Below are 17,336 nucleotides of genomic sequence, written 5' to 3'. Positions count from 1 at the left end.
GGCAAGAAAACTCAAGAATACTTGGGAGAGGCGTCATGAAGTTCGGCATCTTCTATGAGCTGCAACTGCCACGGCCGTGGGTGGCCGGCGACGAGCTCAGCCTCTATCAGAACGCGCTCTCGCAGATGGAACTCGCAGACCAGCTCGGCTACGACCACGCCTGGGTTGTCGAGCATCACTTCCTCGAAGAATACTCGCACTCGCCTTCACCGGAATCCTTCCTCGCGGCCGCGAGCCAGCGCACCAGGAACATCCGGCTCGGCCACGGCATCCTCCAGCTCACCACCAACCACCCGGCGCGTGTTGCCGAGCGCGTCGCGGTGCTGGATCTGCTCTCCAACGGCCGCTGCGAATTCGGCATGGGCGAGAGCGCCTCCATCACCGAGCTCACGCCGTTCGGCCGCGACATGGAGACCAAGAAAGAGGTGTTCGAGGAGGCCGTCGCCGCGATCTTCCCGATGTTCAAGGACGCGGGAAGCGAGCATCACGGCAAGTATTTCGACATCCCCTTGCGCAACGTCGTGCCGAAACCGGTGCAGAAGCCGCATCCGCCGCTGTGGATGGCCTGCTCGCAACTACAGACCATCGAACGCGCCGGCCGCCACGGCTTTGGCGCGCTCGGCTTCCAGTTCGTCAGCGCGGATGCCGCGCATGCCTGGGTGCACGCCTATTACAACGCCATGACCAAGCGGCTCGCCAAGCTCGCCGACTACGAGATCAACCCGAACATGGCGCTGGTGTCGTTCTTCATGTGCGCGAAGACGGACGAGGAGGCCCGCGCCCGCGCCGACGGCGCCACCTTCTTCCAGTTCGCATTGCGCTTCTACGGCGCCTCGCAGAATCGCCAGCGTCCGGCGCCCTACACCGTCAACATGTGGGACGAGTACAACAAGTGGAAGCGCGACAATCCGGAGGCGCAGGAGGCGGCGCTGCGCGGCGGCCTGATCGGCTCGCCCGAGACGATCCGCAGGAAGCTGAAGCGCTTCCAGGGCTCGCACATCGACCAGGTCATTTTGCTCAACCAAGCGGGCAAGAACAGCCACGAGCACATCTGCGAATCGCTGGAGCTGTTCGGCCGCGAGGTGATGCCGGAATTTCAGAACGATCCGGCGCAGGCGGCCTGGAAGCAGGGCGTGATGAGCGGCGAGATCAAGCTGGAGGAAATCGACACGGAGGCCTTCACCGACCGCTACGGCAAGCTCGCGGTCAGCGTCGCGCCGGCGAAGGCGGCGGCGGGGTAGAGGCAGTCCCGTAGCGGTGGCATGGACCCCGGCTCTGCAGCGCACCGCTGATCCGGACGATGCTTCGCATCGCCGGGGAAGCGCTGCGCTGCGTCCGGGAGACCATTGATCGACGCGCTCTCTCTTGTCCCGGACGCGCTGCAACGCGTAGCGTTGCTGCGCAGAGCCGGGACCCAGAAGCTGCACATGAGCTGCAGGCTTCCGGCGCGTCGCCCTTGCTGATATCTTCCGCCAAAAGAACTTCGGCGGAGGATACCAATGCGGCCCCACGGCATGGCCTCAACTCCATCGGCCGGCGACATTACGCCCGCGGTGCTCGCCATCGGTCGCCCGGATTTCCCTGATGTCCTGATCGATACACTGCGCCGGCAGGCCGGCGTCGGGCATTGCATGGTGTTCGCGCTGAGCCGCGCGGGCGCCGCACACTGCCTGCTCGATGCCGGCAACATCCCGATCGGCGGCGATCTCGGCGCGGCCTATGCCGGCCAGTTCCACCAATCCGATCCCAACCGCGATGCGCTGTTCGAAGGCGAGGGCCGCGCGCCGCTCGTGCTGCCCGCCTTCGCGCCGCGCATGTACGGCGCCCGCTACCGCAAAATGTTCTTTGTCGATTCCGGCATCGTCGACAAATGCGCGACCGCGATCTGGGTCGACGACACCTGCTTCTACGTCAACTTCTATCGCATCGCGGTCCAGGGCCGCTTCAGCGACGCCCAGCGTGCGCGGCTTCAGGCCATCGCACCGGCCATCAGTGCGAGCGTGGCACGCCATTTCCAGCACAGCCCGGCGGCGACGACCGAGCAGTCTCTCGCCGCGCTCTTCGCGACGCGCGCGCCGCTCGCCAGCCTCACCCCGCGTGAGCAGGACGTCTGCCGGCGCATTCTCTCCGGCTTCAGCTCCGAGGCGATCTCGCAGGCGCTCGGCATCAGCCTGCATTCGACGCTGACGTACCGCAAGCGCGCCTATGAGCGGCTCGGCATCTCGTCACAAAGCGAGCTGTTCGCGATCGTGCTGCGCCTGCTCGCCGGCCCACGCGGCCTGAACTAAGGGGTACTCCAGGCCCGCGAGTCCCTGCTTCCGAGAGCAAGGCGGACACGCGGCCCGCCCTCCGGGACTGTCGCTCTGTGACCCATTGTAGGCGATATAACCAGAGTCAGGTTTCAGTCTCCTTCAATCCAAATCCCCGCTTCACTCAGGGCGTTGAGAACGCGTTCAACGTCTTTGGGATCAAGTGTGCTGCTGTCACACAGCTGATTTAGTTCATCGAAGGTAATCTTGCCGTTCCGTTCACCGATTTCGATGGCACGTCGAATGATTCCGCCACGCTCATGCTCTCTCCGCTTCAGCAGCCTCTACTATACGGGAAGAGGGACGGGTCTGGTCCATAAGCGAACATCGAAGCTTCGTCCTGCACGGCTGCTGCCGGGATAGGGCCGGATCTCCGGCCCGGTGCCAAACCCGATGCGGACCTCGCCTCCGCGATCGATAAAGTTGGAACCAAATCGTAAAACCCGCCGAAGCGGAGCCCCTGTATTAGCTTTGAGATCTGCTAGCTCGATCGGAAGAGATGTCGACCACCATGTCTCGCGGCTCCCCAGCGACAGGACCTTCGCTCATCGATAGAATCGGGCTGTGGATGTCGAAAAGCCGCGTTGTCGACGGCCTCTGGATCGGATCTTTATCGGATGATCCCGAGCGAGCCCTGCAACGCGTCGAAGCCGCGCTGCGGCTGATCGAAAGGTTTGCTCCACTTCACTACCGGCGCATCAAGAAGAGTCTTTTTCGAATCTGGGTGCAATTGGTTCCGCACGGCGCCGGATGCTATCAGCATTCAATAAACGCCTGCCTGCTCGACGCGCGTGTCGTCGATTCTGAAAGCACGACGGTCGAATGGATCGCGTCCGCCATCGTACACGAGGCGACCCACGCAAGGCTCGAGAACTGGGGCATCCACTACTATGAAGCCGTCCGCCCCCGGATCGAGCGGATCTGCGCCAGAAGAGAGTTGGATTTTGCTCGGCGTCTGTCGGGCGTCGACGCGTTGCGAGAAGAGATCGCTTGGAGACTTGATTGGAGCCGTGAGGGGAGCACGCATTACACCGACCAGAATATGAGCCAGAGCATGGATCAGGGAATTGCGCAGACACTCCGTCATCTGGGAACGCCAGAATGGCTCATAACCCTCATGTTCAGGGTGAGAGATCTACGCGTTGGATTCCGCCGGTTCACGCGACGCATAGCGGGTGCTTTGGAGTGATGAACTCGGGTCCGAAACGAAGTGGGGCGGGTCTGGCGGGAAATCCTGACTAAAGCTCGGTGCCAGCTGGCGCGTCCGCACGAGACTCTCAGCAGAAATTAACGTTGCGCGACCAACATGCCCAACATGCATCCCGAACGGCTTCGTCAACTGCCTTATCTGGTTCACACCAACAGAGAGCTCGGCTTGATGTTGAGGGGTATCAAGCCGCTCGCGTATTTCATGGACATCATTGGCCAGGAGCCAGATATTTGCATTCGATATTGGCGCCTGTTCGACAGGCACGTCACTGAAGGTCGCTTGATAAGACGCGAGCTGATCGAAACATGTCCTGACGCGCCGCAGTTCGAATATCGGAGCCTCTTCTACACGTTGCCCGGCCATGAGTGGCAGGTTGATACCATGCTTACACTCCTAAACGAACCCGGAGCCTGGTCCGATGATCGCGAACGACGCTTTGGCGAATTGCTTGGTTACGAGAGTTGGCAGAACGACTATTGGCTGACGCATGGTCGGTCGCAGGCGGATGTCTCATCGACGCCGCCGTCGTCGGCCATTCGACTTGCGAAGACACGCCCTGAGGCTGCTTGTCCCAATCGCTGGGGACAGACGGCGCCTCCTGAAGCCGCTAACCTCGGTGGCGAACAGCAATGGAGCGAAGCTTGAGCACGGCGCCGCGCATCGACATCGACCCGGCCGCATTCTGGGCCGACCCCTATCCGATGCTCGCCAAGATGCGCAAGGAGGCGCCGATCGCCTTCGTGCCGCAGCTCGGCTCGACGCTGCTGACGAGCCGCGACGATATCTCGATCTCCGAGAAGCAGATCGACGTGTTCTCCTCGCATCAGCCTGCAGGCCTGATGAACCGGCTGATGGGCCACAACATGATGCGCAAGGACGGCGAGGCGCACCAGGTCGAGCGCCGCGCGATGTTTCCGACGGTGTCGCCGAAGACGGTCAAGGCGCACTGGAGCGGGCTGTTCCAGGCCCATGCCGATCGCATCATCGACGCGATCGCGCCCGGGCGGATCGATTTCATGCGCGACTTCGCGTTGCCGTTCTCCGGCGAATGCCTGAAGTCGATCACCGGCCTCACCAATATCGGCTTTGCCGACATGGACGCCTGGTCACAGGGCATGATCGAGGGCATCGCCAACTACAGCGGCGACGCAGCCGTCGAGGCGCGTTGCCATGCGGCGACGTCGGGTATCGATGCGGCGATCGACGACATCCTGCCGGTGATGCGCAAGCATCCCGACCAGAGCATCCTCGGCGTGCTCCTCGCGTCGGGCATGGCGATGGAGAGCGTGCGCGCGAACGTCAAACTCGCGATCTCCGGCGGTCAAAACGAGCCGCGCAAGGCGATCGCCGGCACGGTGTGGGCGCTGCTGACCCATCCCGACCAGCTCGATCTCGTGCGCAAGGGCGAGGTGTCGTGGCTCCAGGCGTTCGAGGAATACGCCCGCTGGATCTCGCCGATCGGCATGTCGCCGCGACGCATCGCAAAGCCGTGGACGATCCGTGACGTCGCGTTCGAAACCGATGAACGCGTATTCCTCATGTTCGGCTCCGCCAACCGCGACGAGAAGCATTTTGAGCGCGCCGACCATTTCGACGTGCGGCGTGATACGGCCAAGAGCGTCGCATTCGGCGCGGGCCCGCATTTCTGCGCCGGAGCCTGGGCCTCGCGCGCCATGATTGCCGACGTCGCGCTACCGACCTTGTTCGCCCGTGCCGTCCGGCTCGAGATCGCCGACGACGAGCCGGTGCGGATCGGCGGCTGGGCGTTTCGCGGGCTGCAGAATCTGCCCGTGAGATGGCTGCATTAGGCCGGCAGGGACCGGTCCATCCGCAACGCCGCCATGATGCCATCCTGCCCCTGTTTTGCCCGACGAGTCAAGTCAAGTTCGGATAAACGTAAGTCGTTGTTTTCGCACGCGCCGGCTACTGTGCATGGGGTTGTTTTCGCGATTTTTTAGTTTCTCGGTCAGGTAGGTGCGTTTTTCACATTCGCGTGCGGAAAAATATCCCCTGCGTTCGCTCCGTGGATTGAAAGATAATCATGCGCTCTGCCAATTGCGCAGTGCTTGCATCGCTATTTTTCCGCGCGTCTCGACACCTCCGATCAGCCACACCATCATTCACGAACACGAATGAAGGACGGCCGCACGCGGCCTGGAGTGTCGGATGCAACGTCGGGACTTTCTCAAACTATCCGTTGGAACTGCGGCAGCCGCCGCATTCGCTTCAAGTGCCAAAGCACAAGGCGCGGTGAAGGGCATTCGTATCGGCTACCAGAAGACCGGCGTGCTGGTTATCACGCGTCAGCAGGCCGCCCTGGAAAAACATTTCGCGCCATTGGGCATCGACGTGAAATGGGTCGAGTTCTCGTCGGGACCTCCGATGATGGAGGCGATGAATGTCGGCAGCATCGATTTTGGCGCGGTCGGCGATTCCCCGCCGGTGTTCGCCCAGGCGGCGGGCGCGGCGATCGTCTATGCCGCCGGCCAGCCTATCACCAACGGGCAGGGCATCCTGGTGCCGAAGGACTCGTCGATCCGCGGCATCGCCGACTTGAAGGGCAAGCGCGTTGGCTTCACCAAGGGATCCAGCGCGCACAACATCGTGGTGCAGACGCTGGAGAAAGCGGGCCTCACCTACGCGGACATCACGCCGGTCTATCTGACGCCGCCGGATGCCGGGCCTGCCTTTGCCAATGGCAGCATCGAGGCGTGGGCGATCTGGGATCCTTACTTCGCGATCGGCGAGACCAAGCAGGGCGGCCGCATCCTGATCAATGCGTGCGACGTCACCAAGACCAATTCCTTCTTCATCGCCAATCGCGATTTCGCCAGGAATCACGGCGCCATCCTGCAGCAGATCATCGATGTGACGACCGCGGCTGGCAAATGGGCCGAACAGCACCGCGACGAGGTCGCCAAATCGCTCGCCACGATCACCGGCGTCCCGTTGGACATCCAGACCCTCGCCGCCAAGCGCGCGAATTTCGTGGTCGGCCCGGTCACCGACGACATCGTCACGACCCAGCAGGGCGTCGCCGACCGCTTCCACAAGCTCGGCCTGATCCCGAAGCCGATCGTGATCCGCGACATCGTCTGGCGCAACCCGGCAGCGTGATCGTGCCCACCAATTTCCCCATTTCAAAAGGTTTGAAAATGAGGCGTATCGTTCAACGCGTATTCGCAGCCATCGTCATATCGATCGGCATCGTCGCTGCCGCGGTCGGAACGACGTACGGCTAGTCATCGGAGCACCTCCATGAGCAACGCCAACATCCTCTGGTTCCTGCCGACCCACGGCGACGGCCGTTATCTCGGCACCGGCACCGGCGGCCGCGAGGTCAATTTCAACTATCTGCGCCAGATCGCGCAGGCCGCCGACCAGCTCGGCTATTTCGGCGTGCTGCTGCCGACTGGGCGATCTTGCGAAGATTCCTGGATCGTCGCCTCCTCGGTCGCGCCGTTCACCGAGCGGCTGCGCTATCTCGTGGCGGTCAGGCCGGGCCTGCAATCGCCGAGCGTGGCCGCGCGCATGACCGCGACGCTCGACCGCATCACCAACGGTCGGCTTCTGGTCAACGTCGTCACCGGCGGCGATCCCGTCGAGAACAAGGGCGACGGCATCTTCCTTGCCCATGACGAGCGCTACGAGGTCACCCGCGAGTTCCTCAGCGTCTATAGCGAGCTGCTCGCCGGCAAGACCGTCAATGTCGAGGGCAAGCACATCCATGTCGAAGGCGGCAAGCTGCTGTTTCCGCCGGTGCAGTCGCCGCGTCCGCCGCTCTATTTCGGCGGCTCGTCGGATGCCGGCATCGACGTCGCCGTCGACACCGTCGACAAATATCTGACCTGGGGCGAGCCGCCGGCCTTGGTCGCGGAGAAGATCGCGAAGGTGAGGGAGGTGGCCGCCGCACGCGGTCGAAAACTATCCTTCGGCATCCGGCTCCACGTGATTGTTCGAGAGACCAATGACGCGGCCTGGCGTGCGGCCAATGAGCTGATCAAGCATGTCAGCGACGAGACCATCGCGGCCGCGCAGAAGAACTTTGCGCGGATGGATTCCGTTGGCCAGCAGCGCATGGCGCAGCTCCATGGCGGCAAGCGCGACAAGCTCGAGATCGCTCCGAACCTGTGGGCCGGCGTCGGCCTCGTGCGTGGCGGCGCCGGCACGGCGCTGGTCGGCGACGCCCAGACGGTCGCGGCCCGCATCAAGGAGTATCAGGACATCGGCATCGATACCTTCATCATGTCGGGCTACCCGCATCTGGAGGAAGCCTATCGTTTCGCCGAGCTGGTGTTCCCGCTGCTCTCGCTGGAGCAGCCCAGCAACGTGACCAGGCTGCACTTCAACAGCGGTCCTTTTGGTGAAACGGTCGGCAGCGACTTCCGTCCGCAGCAGAAGGTGTCGCAATCATGAGCCTGATCGACAGCGTTTCGCTTCCCCGTAGTTTGCGCCTGCCGCGCGTGGACGGCCTGGTCCAGTGGATCGTGCCGCTCGCCATCATCGCGATCTGGCAGGTCGCCAGCGTCACCGGCTTCGTGCCGACGCGGGTGCTGCCGGCGCCGAGCGACGTCTTGCTTGCGGGCTGGAAGCTACTGCTCTCCGGCGAGCTCGCGCGCAACATCTGGGTCTCGTTCTGGCGCGCCTCGATCGGCTTCCTGATCGGCGGCAGCATCGGCTTTGCCTTCGGTCTTGCCAACGGCCTGTCGCAGCTGTCGTCAAAGCTCACCGACACCACGCTGCAGATGGTGCGCAACGTGCCGCATCTGGCGCTGATCCCGCTGGTCATCTTGTGGTTCGGCATCGATGAGAGCGCGAAGCTGTTCCTGGTGGCACTCGGCGTGTTCTTCCCGATCTACCTCAACACGCTGCACGGCATCCGCACCGTCGACCCGCAGCTGATTGAGATGGGCCGCATCTACGGCATGACTGACGGCGAGCTGTTCCGCCGCGTGATCTTCCCGGGCGCGCTGCCCTCGATCGTCGTCGGCATCCGTTTTGCGCTCGGTATCATGTGGCTGACCCTGATCGTCGCCGAGACCATCGCGGCGTCCTCGGGCCTCGGTTACATGGCGATGCAGGCGCGCGAGTTCATGCTGATCGACGTCGTTGTGCTCTCGATCCTGATCTACGCGCTGCTCGGCAAGCTCGCCGACAGCGCCTCCCGCGTGCTGGAGCGCCTGACGCTCTCCTGGCACCCCGCTTATTGGAAACGCTGAGCAGACACACCGGGAATCACATGCAGACTGCCCTTCGTACCTCCCTTCCGGACACCGAACTCGCAACCCGCGCCAATTTCGCGCCTCACGCCCGCGTGGTGCGCGAGGAGCGCCCGGTGCAGACCTCCGGCCTGCCGCTCAGCATCCGCGGCCTGCGCAAATCCTACGGCGACAACGAGGTGCTGCGCGGCATCGACCTGCACATCCCCGCCGGCCAGTTCGTCGCCATCGTTGGCAAAAGCGGCTGCGGCAAGAGCACGCTGCTGCGCCTTATCGCGGGCCTGGAGAAGTTCGACGCCGGCAGCATCTCGCTCGGCGACGCCGTGAAGCCCGAGGATATCCGCGTGATGTTCCAGGAGCCTCGGCTGTTGCCCTGGGCCCGCGTTCTCTCCAATGTCGAGGTCGGCCTCGGCCGCGATCGCGCCTCTTCCGACGCGCATTCACGCGCGGAGAAGGCGCTCACTGAGGTCGGGCTGACCGACAAGCGCGACCAGTGGCCATCGATACTGTCGGGCGGCCAGAAGCAGCGTGTAGCCCTTGCCCGTGCGCTGGTCTCGCGCCCCCGTGTGCTCGCCTTCGACGAGCCGCTTGGCGCGCTGGATGCGCTGACCCGTATCTCGATGCAGCGGTTGCTGGAGCGCGTCTGGCGCGACCAGGGCTTTACCGCGATCCTGGTGACCCACGATGTCGCCGAGGCGGTCGCGCTGGCCGACCGGGTGCTGGTGATCGAGGAAGGGCGGATCGCCCACGACGTCGTGGTTAACACGGCCCGGCCCCGCCAACGCGGCTCGGCCGAGCTCGCGGGTCTCGAAGGCTCGATCCTGAACCACCTTTTGTCGGCGGACGATCGTACCTAAATAGAGGGAACCCCAGCCTCGGGGAGTATGCCATGAATGTAGTGCCCCGCGATCTCATGACCGAAAATGCCGTCTCGTCCGCCGATTTCCGCGGCGCCATGCGCCACCTCACCGGCGGCGTCAGCGTCATCACCGCGGGACGGGGCAAGGACATCACCGGCATGACAGTCACCTCGGTCAGCTCGTTCTCGGTCGATCCGCCGACGCTGATCGTCAGCATCAATCGAGACGCCTCCTCCTTCCCGCTGATCCGCCGCTACGGTGCCTTCGGCGTGAACATCCTCGCGGCCGATCAGCTCGATGTCGCCGAGCGCTTTGCCGGCAAGGGCGGACTTAAGGGTGCCGATCGTTTCGTTGGCGCCAGATGGGTGACGGCGGTCTCCGGTGTTCCGCTGCTGGTCGGCGCATTGTCCGCCGTCGATTGCGAGGTCGAGGAGCTCATCGAGCGCCATTCGCACGGCATCGTCATCGGGCGAGTGCGAGACGTCAAGAATTCGACCCGCAATGCTGCGCTGGCCTATTGGCACGGTCAGTACGTGGCGGTGGATCAGGACGAAGACGCGGTCAGGCTCGCGGACGTCAGCGTTCCCACCCACGTCCGCCGCGGCATTTGATCGCCGCCGGCGATGGGCCGTGCAGGCTGGCCTTTTCCCCGTCATCGCTCTAGAAGCGCTGCCTGAGCCTCCCGCCGGGACAGCAATGGAGCGCAATGATGAAACGCGTCGCGACCTGGGCCTTCTACGCGGTCGGCGCGCTCGCGATCGCCTATCTCGCGCTCTACGCCTATGCGATGTTCAGCGGTCATCCGATCGTGCCGGGCGACCCCATCCAGATCTTCCGCAGGCCGGATGCGCCGAGCTATTCGTGAGGTTCGGGAGGTCTCGTAGGGTGGGCAAAGGCGCACTTGCGCCGTGCCCACCATCTTTCCCCGGCACCTGAAGCGGTGGGCACGCTTCGCTTTGCCCACCCTACGGCACCTGTTTTCACCCCCGCAAGATCGCCAGCGCCAGCGCCTGCGCGCGCGGGACGATGCTGTCGAGCTCGAGATATTCCTCCGGCGTGTGCGCGAGCCCGCCGACGGGGCCGAGGCCGCAGATGGTCGGCGTTCCGACCGCGGCGGTGAAGCCGGAATCGGCGCAGCCGCCGGAGAACTCGCCCTGAAGCGTCGTGAGGCCGGCCTGCCTTGCGGCGGCCTGATAGTTCTCGAACAGCGCCTTTGAATCGGCGCTCTGCACCACCGGCACGAACTCGCCTTTGACCGTCAGCGTCGCGCTGGTACCGGGCACGTAAGGTGTCGCGATGATCGTCTCGATCGCCGCCATCACCCTCGCGCGGTCCGCCGGATCGACGTAGCGCAGGTCAATCTGCCCTTCCGCGTAAGGCGCCGTGGTGTTGACGGATTGCCCGCCCGAGACGAGACCGACATTGAGCGTGATGCCCCTGTCGAGATCGGTCAGCGCGTGGATATGAACGATCTTGTGCGCGAGCTCGCCGATTGCACTGACGCCGGCGGCGAAATTGGCGCCGGAATGCGCGGCTTTGCCGGTAATGGCGACATGCATGAAGATGCCGCCCTTGCGGCCGGTGACGATATTGCCGGTCGGACGGCCCGGCTCGGAATTGAACACGGCGCGCGCGGCGCGTCCTTCGCGCTCGATCACGGGCCGCGAGGAGGGTGAACCGATTTCCTCGTCTGAGGTGATCAGCAGCTTGATCGGGTGCGGGTTGCCGCCGAATTTGTGAAAGGCGGTTGCCACGAACATGTTCATGACGACGCCGGACTTCATGTCGGCAACACCAGGACCATAGGCGCGCGTACCCTGGATCGTGAACGGACGCCGTCCGGCCTCGCCCTTGCCGAACACGGTGTCGCGATGCCCCATCAACAGCACCGGCTTCTCGTTGCTGCCGGGCTTTGCGACTTCGGCGTGGATGGCATCGCCGAATGTGGCGTGGCTTTCGCGCCGGAACGGAATGCCGTGCTCGGCGAAATGCTGCTCGAACCGCGCCCCGACCGCATCGACGCCTTCCTTGTCATAGGATCCGGAATCGATGTTCACGACATCGCGCAGCAGGTCGATCATCGCCTGCCGCTGCGACGCCAGCCAATCCGTGATTTGAGCTTGAGACATGTTCACCCTCGCGTGGTTCTCGGTGGCGCTTATAGGACTTTGCGGGGGCTTGACCTAGTCGGAGAATGCGGTGCGGCCATGTCGCAGTCTGCGGGTTTGATGCACGCTGCCTCCCCAACGTCGTCCTGGCGAAAGCCAGGACCCATACCGCGGAATCTGTCGACGGAGGGTGGTAGGAGTACCGAACGACGAATCTTCGCCAACCCCCCTTGGGGTAATGGGTCCTGGCTTTCGCCAGGACGACATTGAGAGTCTGGAGGCTGTCTGCACTTCACCTACAAAAATGCCCGGGACCAGCCCCGGGCATTCGCAGTCTCAATGTTCGGCAGGAGCGCCTACGCCCCCACCATCGGCATGCGCGGATATTCACCCGGCGTGCCGGCCGGCGTGATCGGAATGCCGCCGTCGGAATATTCGTTGAGCTTGTTGCGCAGCGTGCGGATCGAGATGCCCAGGATATTGGCGGCATGGGTCCGGTTGCCGAGGCAGTGCTTCAGCGTCTCCAGGATCAGGTCGCGCTCGACGTCAGCGACGGTGCGGCCGACCAGCGCCCGCGTCACCTGCTCGGCGGCCATGGTGGCATGCGCCACGGCCGGTGCGGTCTTGGCGAGGTCGAGGCGGTCGCCGTCGGGCGTGAGGATCGCATCGGCACCGATCTCGTCGCCCTGCGCCATCAGGACCGAACGGTGCATGGTGTTTTCGAGTTCGCGGACGTTGCCCTGCCAGCGGTTGGTGGAGAGCACGCGCCGCGCTTCCGCCGAGATCGGGCGCATCGGCACGCCGTTGGCTTCGGCGTATTTCTTCACGAAGTGCTGGGCGAGCTCGAGAATGTCGAGGGGACGCTCGCGCAGCGGCGGGATCTTCAAATTCACGACGTTGAGCCGGAACAAGAGGTCCTCGCGGAACGTGCCTTCGCGCACGGCCTCGACCAGGTTGCGGTTCGAGGTCGCGATGATGCGGATGTCCACCGGGACGGGCTTGGTGCCGCCGACACGGTCGATCACGCGCTCCTGGATGGCGCGGAGCAGTTTCGATTGCAGGCGGACGTCCATCTCCGAGATTTCGTCGAGCAGCAGCGTGCCGCCGGTTGCCTCCTCGAACTTGCCGATACGACGGGCGATCGCGCCGGTAAAGGCGCCCTTCTCGTGGCCGAATAGCTCGGACTCCAGCAGATGCTCGGGGATCGCGGCGCAGTTGATCGAGATGAACGGGCGCTTGGCACGGGCCGAGCGGGTGTGGACGTATCGAGCCAGCACTTCCTTGCCTGTCCCGGATTCGCCGGTGATCATCACCGAAGCGTCCGAGCCTGCGATCTGCTGGGCGAGCTTGATCACCTTGGCCATCGCCTCGTCGCGATAGACCAGCTCGCGGGAATCGTTGGCGACGGCAGCCAGCACCGCTGCGATCAGCTCCGGGTCCGGCGGCAGCGGGATGTATTCCTTGGCGCCGGCATGGATCGCGGCGACCGCGGCGCGGGCGTCGTTGGTGATGCCGCAGGCGACGATCGGCGCGTGGATGTGTTCGGCCTCGAGCCGCATCACGAGGTCGCGGATGTCGAGGGCGACGTCGACCAGCAGCAGGTCGGCGCCCTTGCCGCTGCGCAGCACGCGCATCGCCTGTTCGTTATCCTCGGCGTAGGTCACGGTGGCGCCGTTCGCCATCGCGATCTTGGTGGCGGTGGTGAGCTGGCCCTTCAATGTGCCAACGATGAGAAGCCGCATGTCAGTCTCCTGTGGTCGCGCTGCCGCGCGTCGTCGCTTTAGGCGCGTTCAGTCTTGATGATTTCGGTCATGGTCACGCCGAGCTTGTCCTCCACCAGGACGACTTCGCCGCGGGCGACCAGCTTGTTGTTGACGTAAATGTCGATGGCCTCGCCGACGCGCCGGTCGAGCTCGAGCACGGTCCCGGGTCCGAGCTTCAACAGCTCGCTGACGTCCATCTTGGAGCGGCCCAGCACCGCCGAAACCTGCACCGGCACGTCGAACACGGCCTCGAGGTCGGCGGCGGCGCGCGTCGCATATTCGTCCTCGTTGTAGCCGACGTCGGTGCCGGTAGGCGGCATCGGGCCGTTGAGGTCGGGCAGCGGGACCTGTCCGTCAGTGTCGCTCATGATTTAACTCCCCCTGCGGGACGCAACATAGCGTCCCACCATTTCGTCGATCTTGGCCGCGATGGCGGCGCGCTCCAGCACGACGCCGCCATCGGCCCATTCGATCCGGCAGTCGCCGGTGGCAATCTCCGGCTCGGCCAGAATCACCAGCCGGCCTTCGAAGCCGTTCTGCCTGGCCAGCCGCTCGATGTTCTCGCGCGCGGAATCGTAGAGCGCGTCGTTGATGCGGACGACGAGATGCGGCGTCGCGACCAGATGCGAGAAGCAGTCCTTGACCAGCGCGACGATCTCGCCGAGCGGCTCGGCGGCGACCAGATCGGCGCACAGCTTGCGCGCCACCGCGACCGCGACGTCGACCGCCTCGGTCTCCATCTTGGATTCGATGTTGCCGATGCCCGAGGCGATGCCCCGGATGGCGATGTTGATCTCTTCCATGGCGAGCGCGACACGGCGGTCGCTCTCGGCCTTGGCCTCGCGCTGGCCGGCGGCGAAGCCGTCCTGATAGGCGCGCGCCTCGGCTTCCGCGACCTTCTGGGCTATCTCGGCCGCGGTTGCGGCCTTCTCGCGCGTCCGGTCGGGCGCTGCGAAGTCGTTGTCGAACAGGAATTTTGCCGGAGCGGCCATCAATACACCAGCTCGTCGTCGGCGCGGTTCTTGGTCAGCATGATCTCGCCTTTGGCGGCGAGATCCTTGGCGAGGTTGACCAGCAGCGCCTGGGCCTCGTCGACGTCGCGCAGGCGGACCGGACCCATCGCCGCCATGTCATCCTGGAGCATTTTTGCCGCACGCGACGACATGTTGCCGAAGAAGAAATTGCGGACGTCCTCGTTGGCGCTCTTGAGCGCGACGCCGAGCTTGTCCTTGTCGACGTTGCGCATCAGGGTCTGGGCGGAGCCGGAATCCAGCTTCACGAGGTCGTCGAAGGTGAACATCAGCGCCTTGATGCGCTCGGCCGATTCGCGGTTGTCCTCTTCCAGCGAGGTGATGAAGCGGGTTTCGGTCTGGCGGTCGAAATTGTTGAAGATTTCCGCCATCACCTCGTGGGCGTCGCGTCGGCGGGTCTGTGACAAATTGGACATGAATTCGGTGCGCAGCGTCTTCTCCACGCTCTCGATCACCTCCTTCTGCACCGCCTCCATCTTCAGCATGCGGTTGACGACGTCGAGCGCCAGATCCTCGGGGAAGATGCCAAGCACGCGCGCGGCGTGTTCCGGCTTCAGCTTCGACAGCACGACCGCGATGGTCTGCGGATATTCGTTCTTGAGATAATTGGCGAGCACCTCTTCCTGCACGTTAGAGAGCTTCTCCCACATGTTACGGCCGGCGGGGCCGCGGATTTCGTCCATGATGCCGTTGACGCGCTCGGGGGCCAGATATTGCTGGAGCAGCCGCTCGGTGGCGTCGAAATTGCCCATCAGCGCGCCTGAGGCCGACATCCGCGAGACGAATTCGAGCAGCATGTCCTCCACGGTGTCGACCTCGACGGTGCCGAGCGTCGACATTTCCAGCGAGAGCTGGCGCACCTCGTCGTCGTCGAGCAGCGACCAGATCTTGCCGCCATATTGCTCGCCGAGCGCCAGCATCAGGATCGCGGCGCGCTTCGGCCCCGCCACCGCGTCGACCTTCGCGCCTCCGCGGCTGCCGGCACGCTGACCGAGCGTGGAGATCACGCTGGTGATGTCGTTGGAATTGGCGTTTTGCAGGGCAGCGGCCATGTCAGATCACTTCTCGATTATTTCGTGGGTTCGGTCAGCCATTGGCGGATGATGGCGACGGTCTCGTTGGGATTGCGCTCGGCGAGTTCGCCGACGCGATGGACGGATTGGGCATGGACCTGGCCCTGGACGGTGGCGACGTCGATCGCGCTCGCGGCGCCGCTCGGCAGGAGCGGCTGGCTGGCGGGCGCGGCCTCGTCGCTCGCCGGACCGGTGAGGACGCCGGAGATGGCGGCCGCGACTTCGTCCGATGCCAGGATGCGCTTGACCAGCGGCCGGATCACCAGGAACAGCACGACCAGGCCGAGCAGCATCATCACGCCGAGCTCGACGAAGTACATGACGTCGTCCTTGGTGAACTGGAGCATGCCGAGCAAGCCGCTCGGCTCCGCGATCGGGGTGGTGGAGGGGGCGTCGGCAAAGCGCAGATTGACGACCTCGACCTGGTCGCCGCGCTTCTGGTCGAAGCCGATCGCCGAGCGCACCAGCGTGGCGATGCGGTCGAGCTGCTCCTTGGTGCGGTCCTGGTAGGCCAGATCGCCCTTGTCGTTCTTGGAGTAGATGCCGTCGACCAGCACCGCGACCGAGATGCGGTTGACCCGGCCGGCCTCGGTCACCTCGGTCTTGGTGGTGCGGGAGATCTCGTAATTGTTGGTCTCTTCGCTCTTCTTGCTCTGGTCCTTGGCCGCGACGCCGCCGTTCTGCTGGTTGCCCGGCAACTCGTTGTTGACGGTGACCTGGCCGTTGTTGTCGGCGGTCATGCTCTGCTCTTCGCGCGTCTGGGTCGAGCGCAGCACGCGGCCTTCGGGGTCGTACTTGTCCGAGGTCTGGGTGATCTTGTTGAAGTCGAAATCGGCGGAGAGCTGGACCCGGGCCCGCCCCGTCCCCACCACGGAGGAGACGATGTCCTCGACCTGCTTGCGCATCCGCTTCTCGAAGGCGGTGCGGCGCTCGTCGCCCATCGCCTGCTCCGGATCGGTCTGGGCGCCGTCGGCGAGCAGCTGCCCGGTCTCGTCGACGATCGAGACCCGCTGCGGCTTCAGCCCGTTCACGGCAGAGGCGACGAGGTGGCGGATGGCGCGGATCTGCTGGGCTTCCAGCGCGCCGCGGACCCGCACCACGATCGAGGCCGACGGCTCCGGCGCCTCGCGCGAGAACAGCGGGCGCTCGGGCAGCACCAAATGAACGCGGGCGGCCTGGATGCGGTCGATGGCGCGGATGGTGCGGGCGAGCTCGCCTTCCAGCGCGCGGAGATGGTTGATGTTCTGGACGAAAGAGGTGGTGCCGAGCGCATCCGACTTGTCGAACACCTCGTAGCCGACCCCGCCGCCCTTGGGCAGGCCGCCCTCGGCGAGCTTCATCCGCAGCCGGGTGACCTTGTCCTTGGGCACCATGATGATGGTGCCCTCGTTGCGCAGCTCGAACTGGATGCCCTGGCGCTCCAGGTCCTTGATGATGCCCGAGGAGTCCTCGACGCTGAGGTCGGTGAACAGCGTCGTCATCTGCGGCGTGGTGACGCGCATGATGACGAACGCAAAGAAGCCGACGAGCGCGGCGGTGACCGCGATCATCGCCCCGAACCGGGCGGCTCCGATACCCTTCAGAAAGTCCGCAAGACCTTGCAAGCAACCGCCCCGACAGATTCGGCTGCTTTCACAGGAAAGGCCGACTGGGCAATTATTGCCTAGGTGATGGTTTCGATATGGTTAACGAAGGTTAAGAGCTGCGACAAAAGTAGCGCCAAAACGAAACATGAAAAAAATCGGCCTCGCAAGGCGAGGCCG

Annotated in this window: 18 protein-coding genes; 11 read left to right on the top strand and 7 right to left on the bottom strand. The window is 64.3% G+C overall.

Annotated features, from left to right (window positions below):
• Positions 1-35 precede the first annotated feature (35 nt).
• Positions 36-1,241 (top strand): LLM class flavin-dependent oxidoreductase, encoded by a 1,206-nt coding sequence (locus tag FXB41_RS10015; RefSeq protein ID WP_007596175.1) that lies wholly within the window; start codon positions 36-38, stop codon positions 1,239-1,241.
• A gap of 258 nt (positions 1,242-1,499) precedes the next feature.
• Complete coding sequence (locus tag FXB41_RS10010; protein ID WP_007596174.1) at positions 1,500-2,288, top strand: LuxR family transcriptional regulator; 789 nt, start codon at positions 1,500-1,502, stop codon at positions 2,286-2,288.
• A 113-nt stretch (positions 2,289-2,401) separates the two neighbouring features.
• Here FXB41_RS10010 and FXB41_RS41470 read toward each other — a convergent pair whose 3' ends face one another.
• On the bottom strand, positions 2,402-2,536 hold the full coding sequence (locus FXB41_RS41470; protein ID WP_256375822.1) for an RNA polymerase sigma factor region1.1 domain-containing protein: 135 nt from the start codon (positions 2,534-2,536) through the stop codon (positions 2,402-2,404).
• 272 nt (positions 2,537-2,808) lie between these two features.
• Between FXB41_RS41470 and FXB41_RS10000 the strand changes: the two genes are divergently transcribed.
• The 9 genes from FXB41_RS10000 (at position 2,809) to FXB41_RS09960 (ending at position 10,463) form a co-directional block, all read left to right on the top strand.
• On the top strand, positions 2,809-3,498 hold the full coding sequence (locus FXB41_RS10000; RefSeq protein WP_035993509.1) for a hypothetical protein: 690 nt from the start codon (positions 2,809-2,811) through the stop codon (positions 3,496-3,498).
• A gap of 117 nt (positions 3,499-3,615) precedes the next feature.
• Entirely contained in the window at positions 3,616-4,164 is a 549-nt protein-coding gene (locus tag FXB41_RS09995) for a hypothetical protein (protein ID WP_219681658.1), read from the top strand.
• Positions 4,161-5,327 carry a cytochrome P450 gene (locus FXB41_RS09990; RefSeq protein WP_219681657.1) on the top strand — a complete coding sequence of 389 codons (1,167 nt, stop codon included), beginning with the start codon at positions 4,161-4,163 and terminating at the stop codon, positions 5,325-5,327. The genes FXB41_RS09995 and FXB41_RS09990 overlap by 4 nt, the downstream gene beginning before the upstream one ends.
• 358 nt (positions 5,328-5,685) lie before the next feature.
• A complete protein-coding gene (locus tag FXB41_RS09985) occupies positions 5,686-6,636 on the top strand; it encodes a sulfonate ABC transporter substrate-binding protein (protein WP_219681656.1) in 951 nt (316 codons plus the stop codon).
• Between the two features lie 141 nt (positions 6,637-6,777).
• On the top strand, positions 6,778-7,935 hold the full coding sequence (ssuD, locus tag FXB41_RS09980; RefSeq protein WP_219681655.1) for an FMNH2-dependent alkanesulfonate monooxygenase: 1,158 nt from the start codon (positions 6,778-6,780) through the stop codon (positions 7,933-7,935).
• Positions 7,932-8,738 (top strand): aliphatic sulfonate ABC transporter permease SsuC, encoded by an 807-nt coding sequence (ssuC, locus tag FXB41_RS09975; RefSeq protein WP_219681654.1) that lies wholly within the window; start codon positions 7,932-7,934, stop codon positions 8,736-8,738. Before ssuD ends, ssuC begins: the two co-directional genes overlap by 4 nt.
• 20 nt (positions 8,739-8,758) lie before the next feature.
• Complete coding sequence (locus tag FXB41_RS09970) at positions 8,759-9,595, top strand: ATP-binding cassette domain-containing protein (RefSeq protein WP_219681653.1); 837 nt, start codon at positions 8,759-8,761, stop codon at positions 9,593-9,595.
• A gap of 32 nt (positions 9,596-9,627) precedes the next feature.
• A complete protein-coding gene (locus FXB41_RS09965) occupies positions 9,628-10,209 on the top strand; it encodes a flavin reductase family protein (protein ID WP_219681652.1) in 582 nt (193 codons plus the stop codon).
• Between the two features lie 95 nt (positions 10,210-10,304).
• Positions 10,305-10,463, top strand: a complete 159-nt coding sequence (locus tag FXB41_RS09960; protein WP_018453881.1) for a hypothetical protein — start codon at positions 10,305-10,307, stop codon at positions 10,461-10,463.
• A gap of 115 nt (positions 10,464-10,578) precedes the next feature.
• On the opposite strand, the gene FXB41_RS09955 is transcribed toward FXB41_RS09960, so the two are convergent.
• The 6 genes from FXB41_RS09955 to fliF all read right to left on the bottom strand — a co-directional run bounded on the left by FXB41_RS09955 (position 10,579) and on the right by fliF (position 17,177).
• Complete coding sequence (locus FXB41_RS09955; RefSeq protein WP_219681651.1) at positions 10,579-11,727, bottom strand: M20 family metallopeptidase; 1,149 nt, start codon at positions 11,725-11,727, stop codon at positions 10,579-10,581.
• Between the two features lie 335 nt (positions 11,728-12,062).
• Positions 12,063-13,448 carry a sigma-54-dependent transcriptional regulator FlbD gene (flbD, locus tag FXB41_RS09950; protein ID WP_219681650.1) on the bottom strand — a complete coding sequence of 462 codons (1,386 nt, stop codon included), beginning with the start codon at positions 13,446-13,448 and terminating at the stop codon, positions 12,063-12,065.
• Between the two features lie 38 nt (positions 13,449-13,486).
• On the bottom strand, positions 13,487-13,837 hold the full coding sequence (fliN, locus tag FXB41_RS09945) for a flagellar motor switch protein FliN (RefSeq protein WP_007596160.1): 351 nt from the start codon (positions 13,835-13,837) through the stop codon (positions 13,487-13,489).
• Between the two features lie 3 nt (positions 13,838-13,840).
• On the bottom strand, positions 13,841-14,461 hold the full coding sequence (locus tag FXB41_RS09940; protein ID WP_219681649.1) for a FliH/SctL family protein: 621 nt from the start codon (positions 14,459-14,461) through the stop codon (positions 13,841-13,843).
• Positions 14,461-15,552: a flagellar motor switch protein FliG gene (gene fliG / locus FXB41_RS09935; RefSeq protein WP_219681648.1), complete on the bottom strand. Its 1,092-nt coding sequence runs from the start codon at positions 15,550-15,552 to the stop codon at positions 14,461-14,463. Before fliG ends, FXB41_RS09940 begins: the two co-directional genes overlap by 1 nt.
• Before the next feature lie 17 nt (positions 15,553-15,569).
• Positions 15,570-17,177, bottom strand: coding sequence for a flagellar basal-body MS-ring/collar protein FliF (fliF, locus tag FXB41_RS09930; protein WP_219681647.1), 1,608 nt, complete (start codon positions 17,175-17,177; stop codon positions 15,570-15,572).
• Positions 17,178-17,336 lie beyond the last annotated feature (159 nt).

The organism is Bradyrhizobium canariense (assembly GCF_019402665.1).
Taxonomy (GTDB): domain Bacteria; phylum Pseudomonadota; class Alphaproteobacteria; order Rhizobiales; family Xanthobacteraceae; genus Bradyrhizobium; species Bradyrhizobium canariense.
This window is presented reverse-complemented; position numbering and strand designations above follow the sequence as displayed.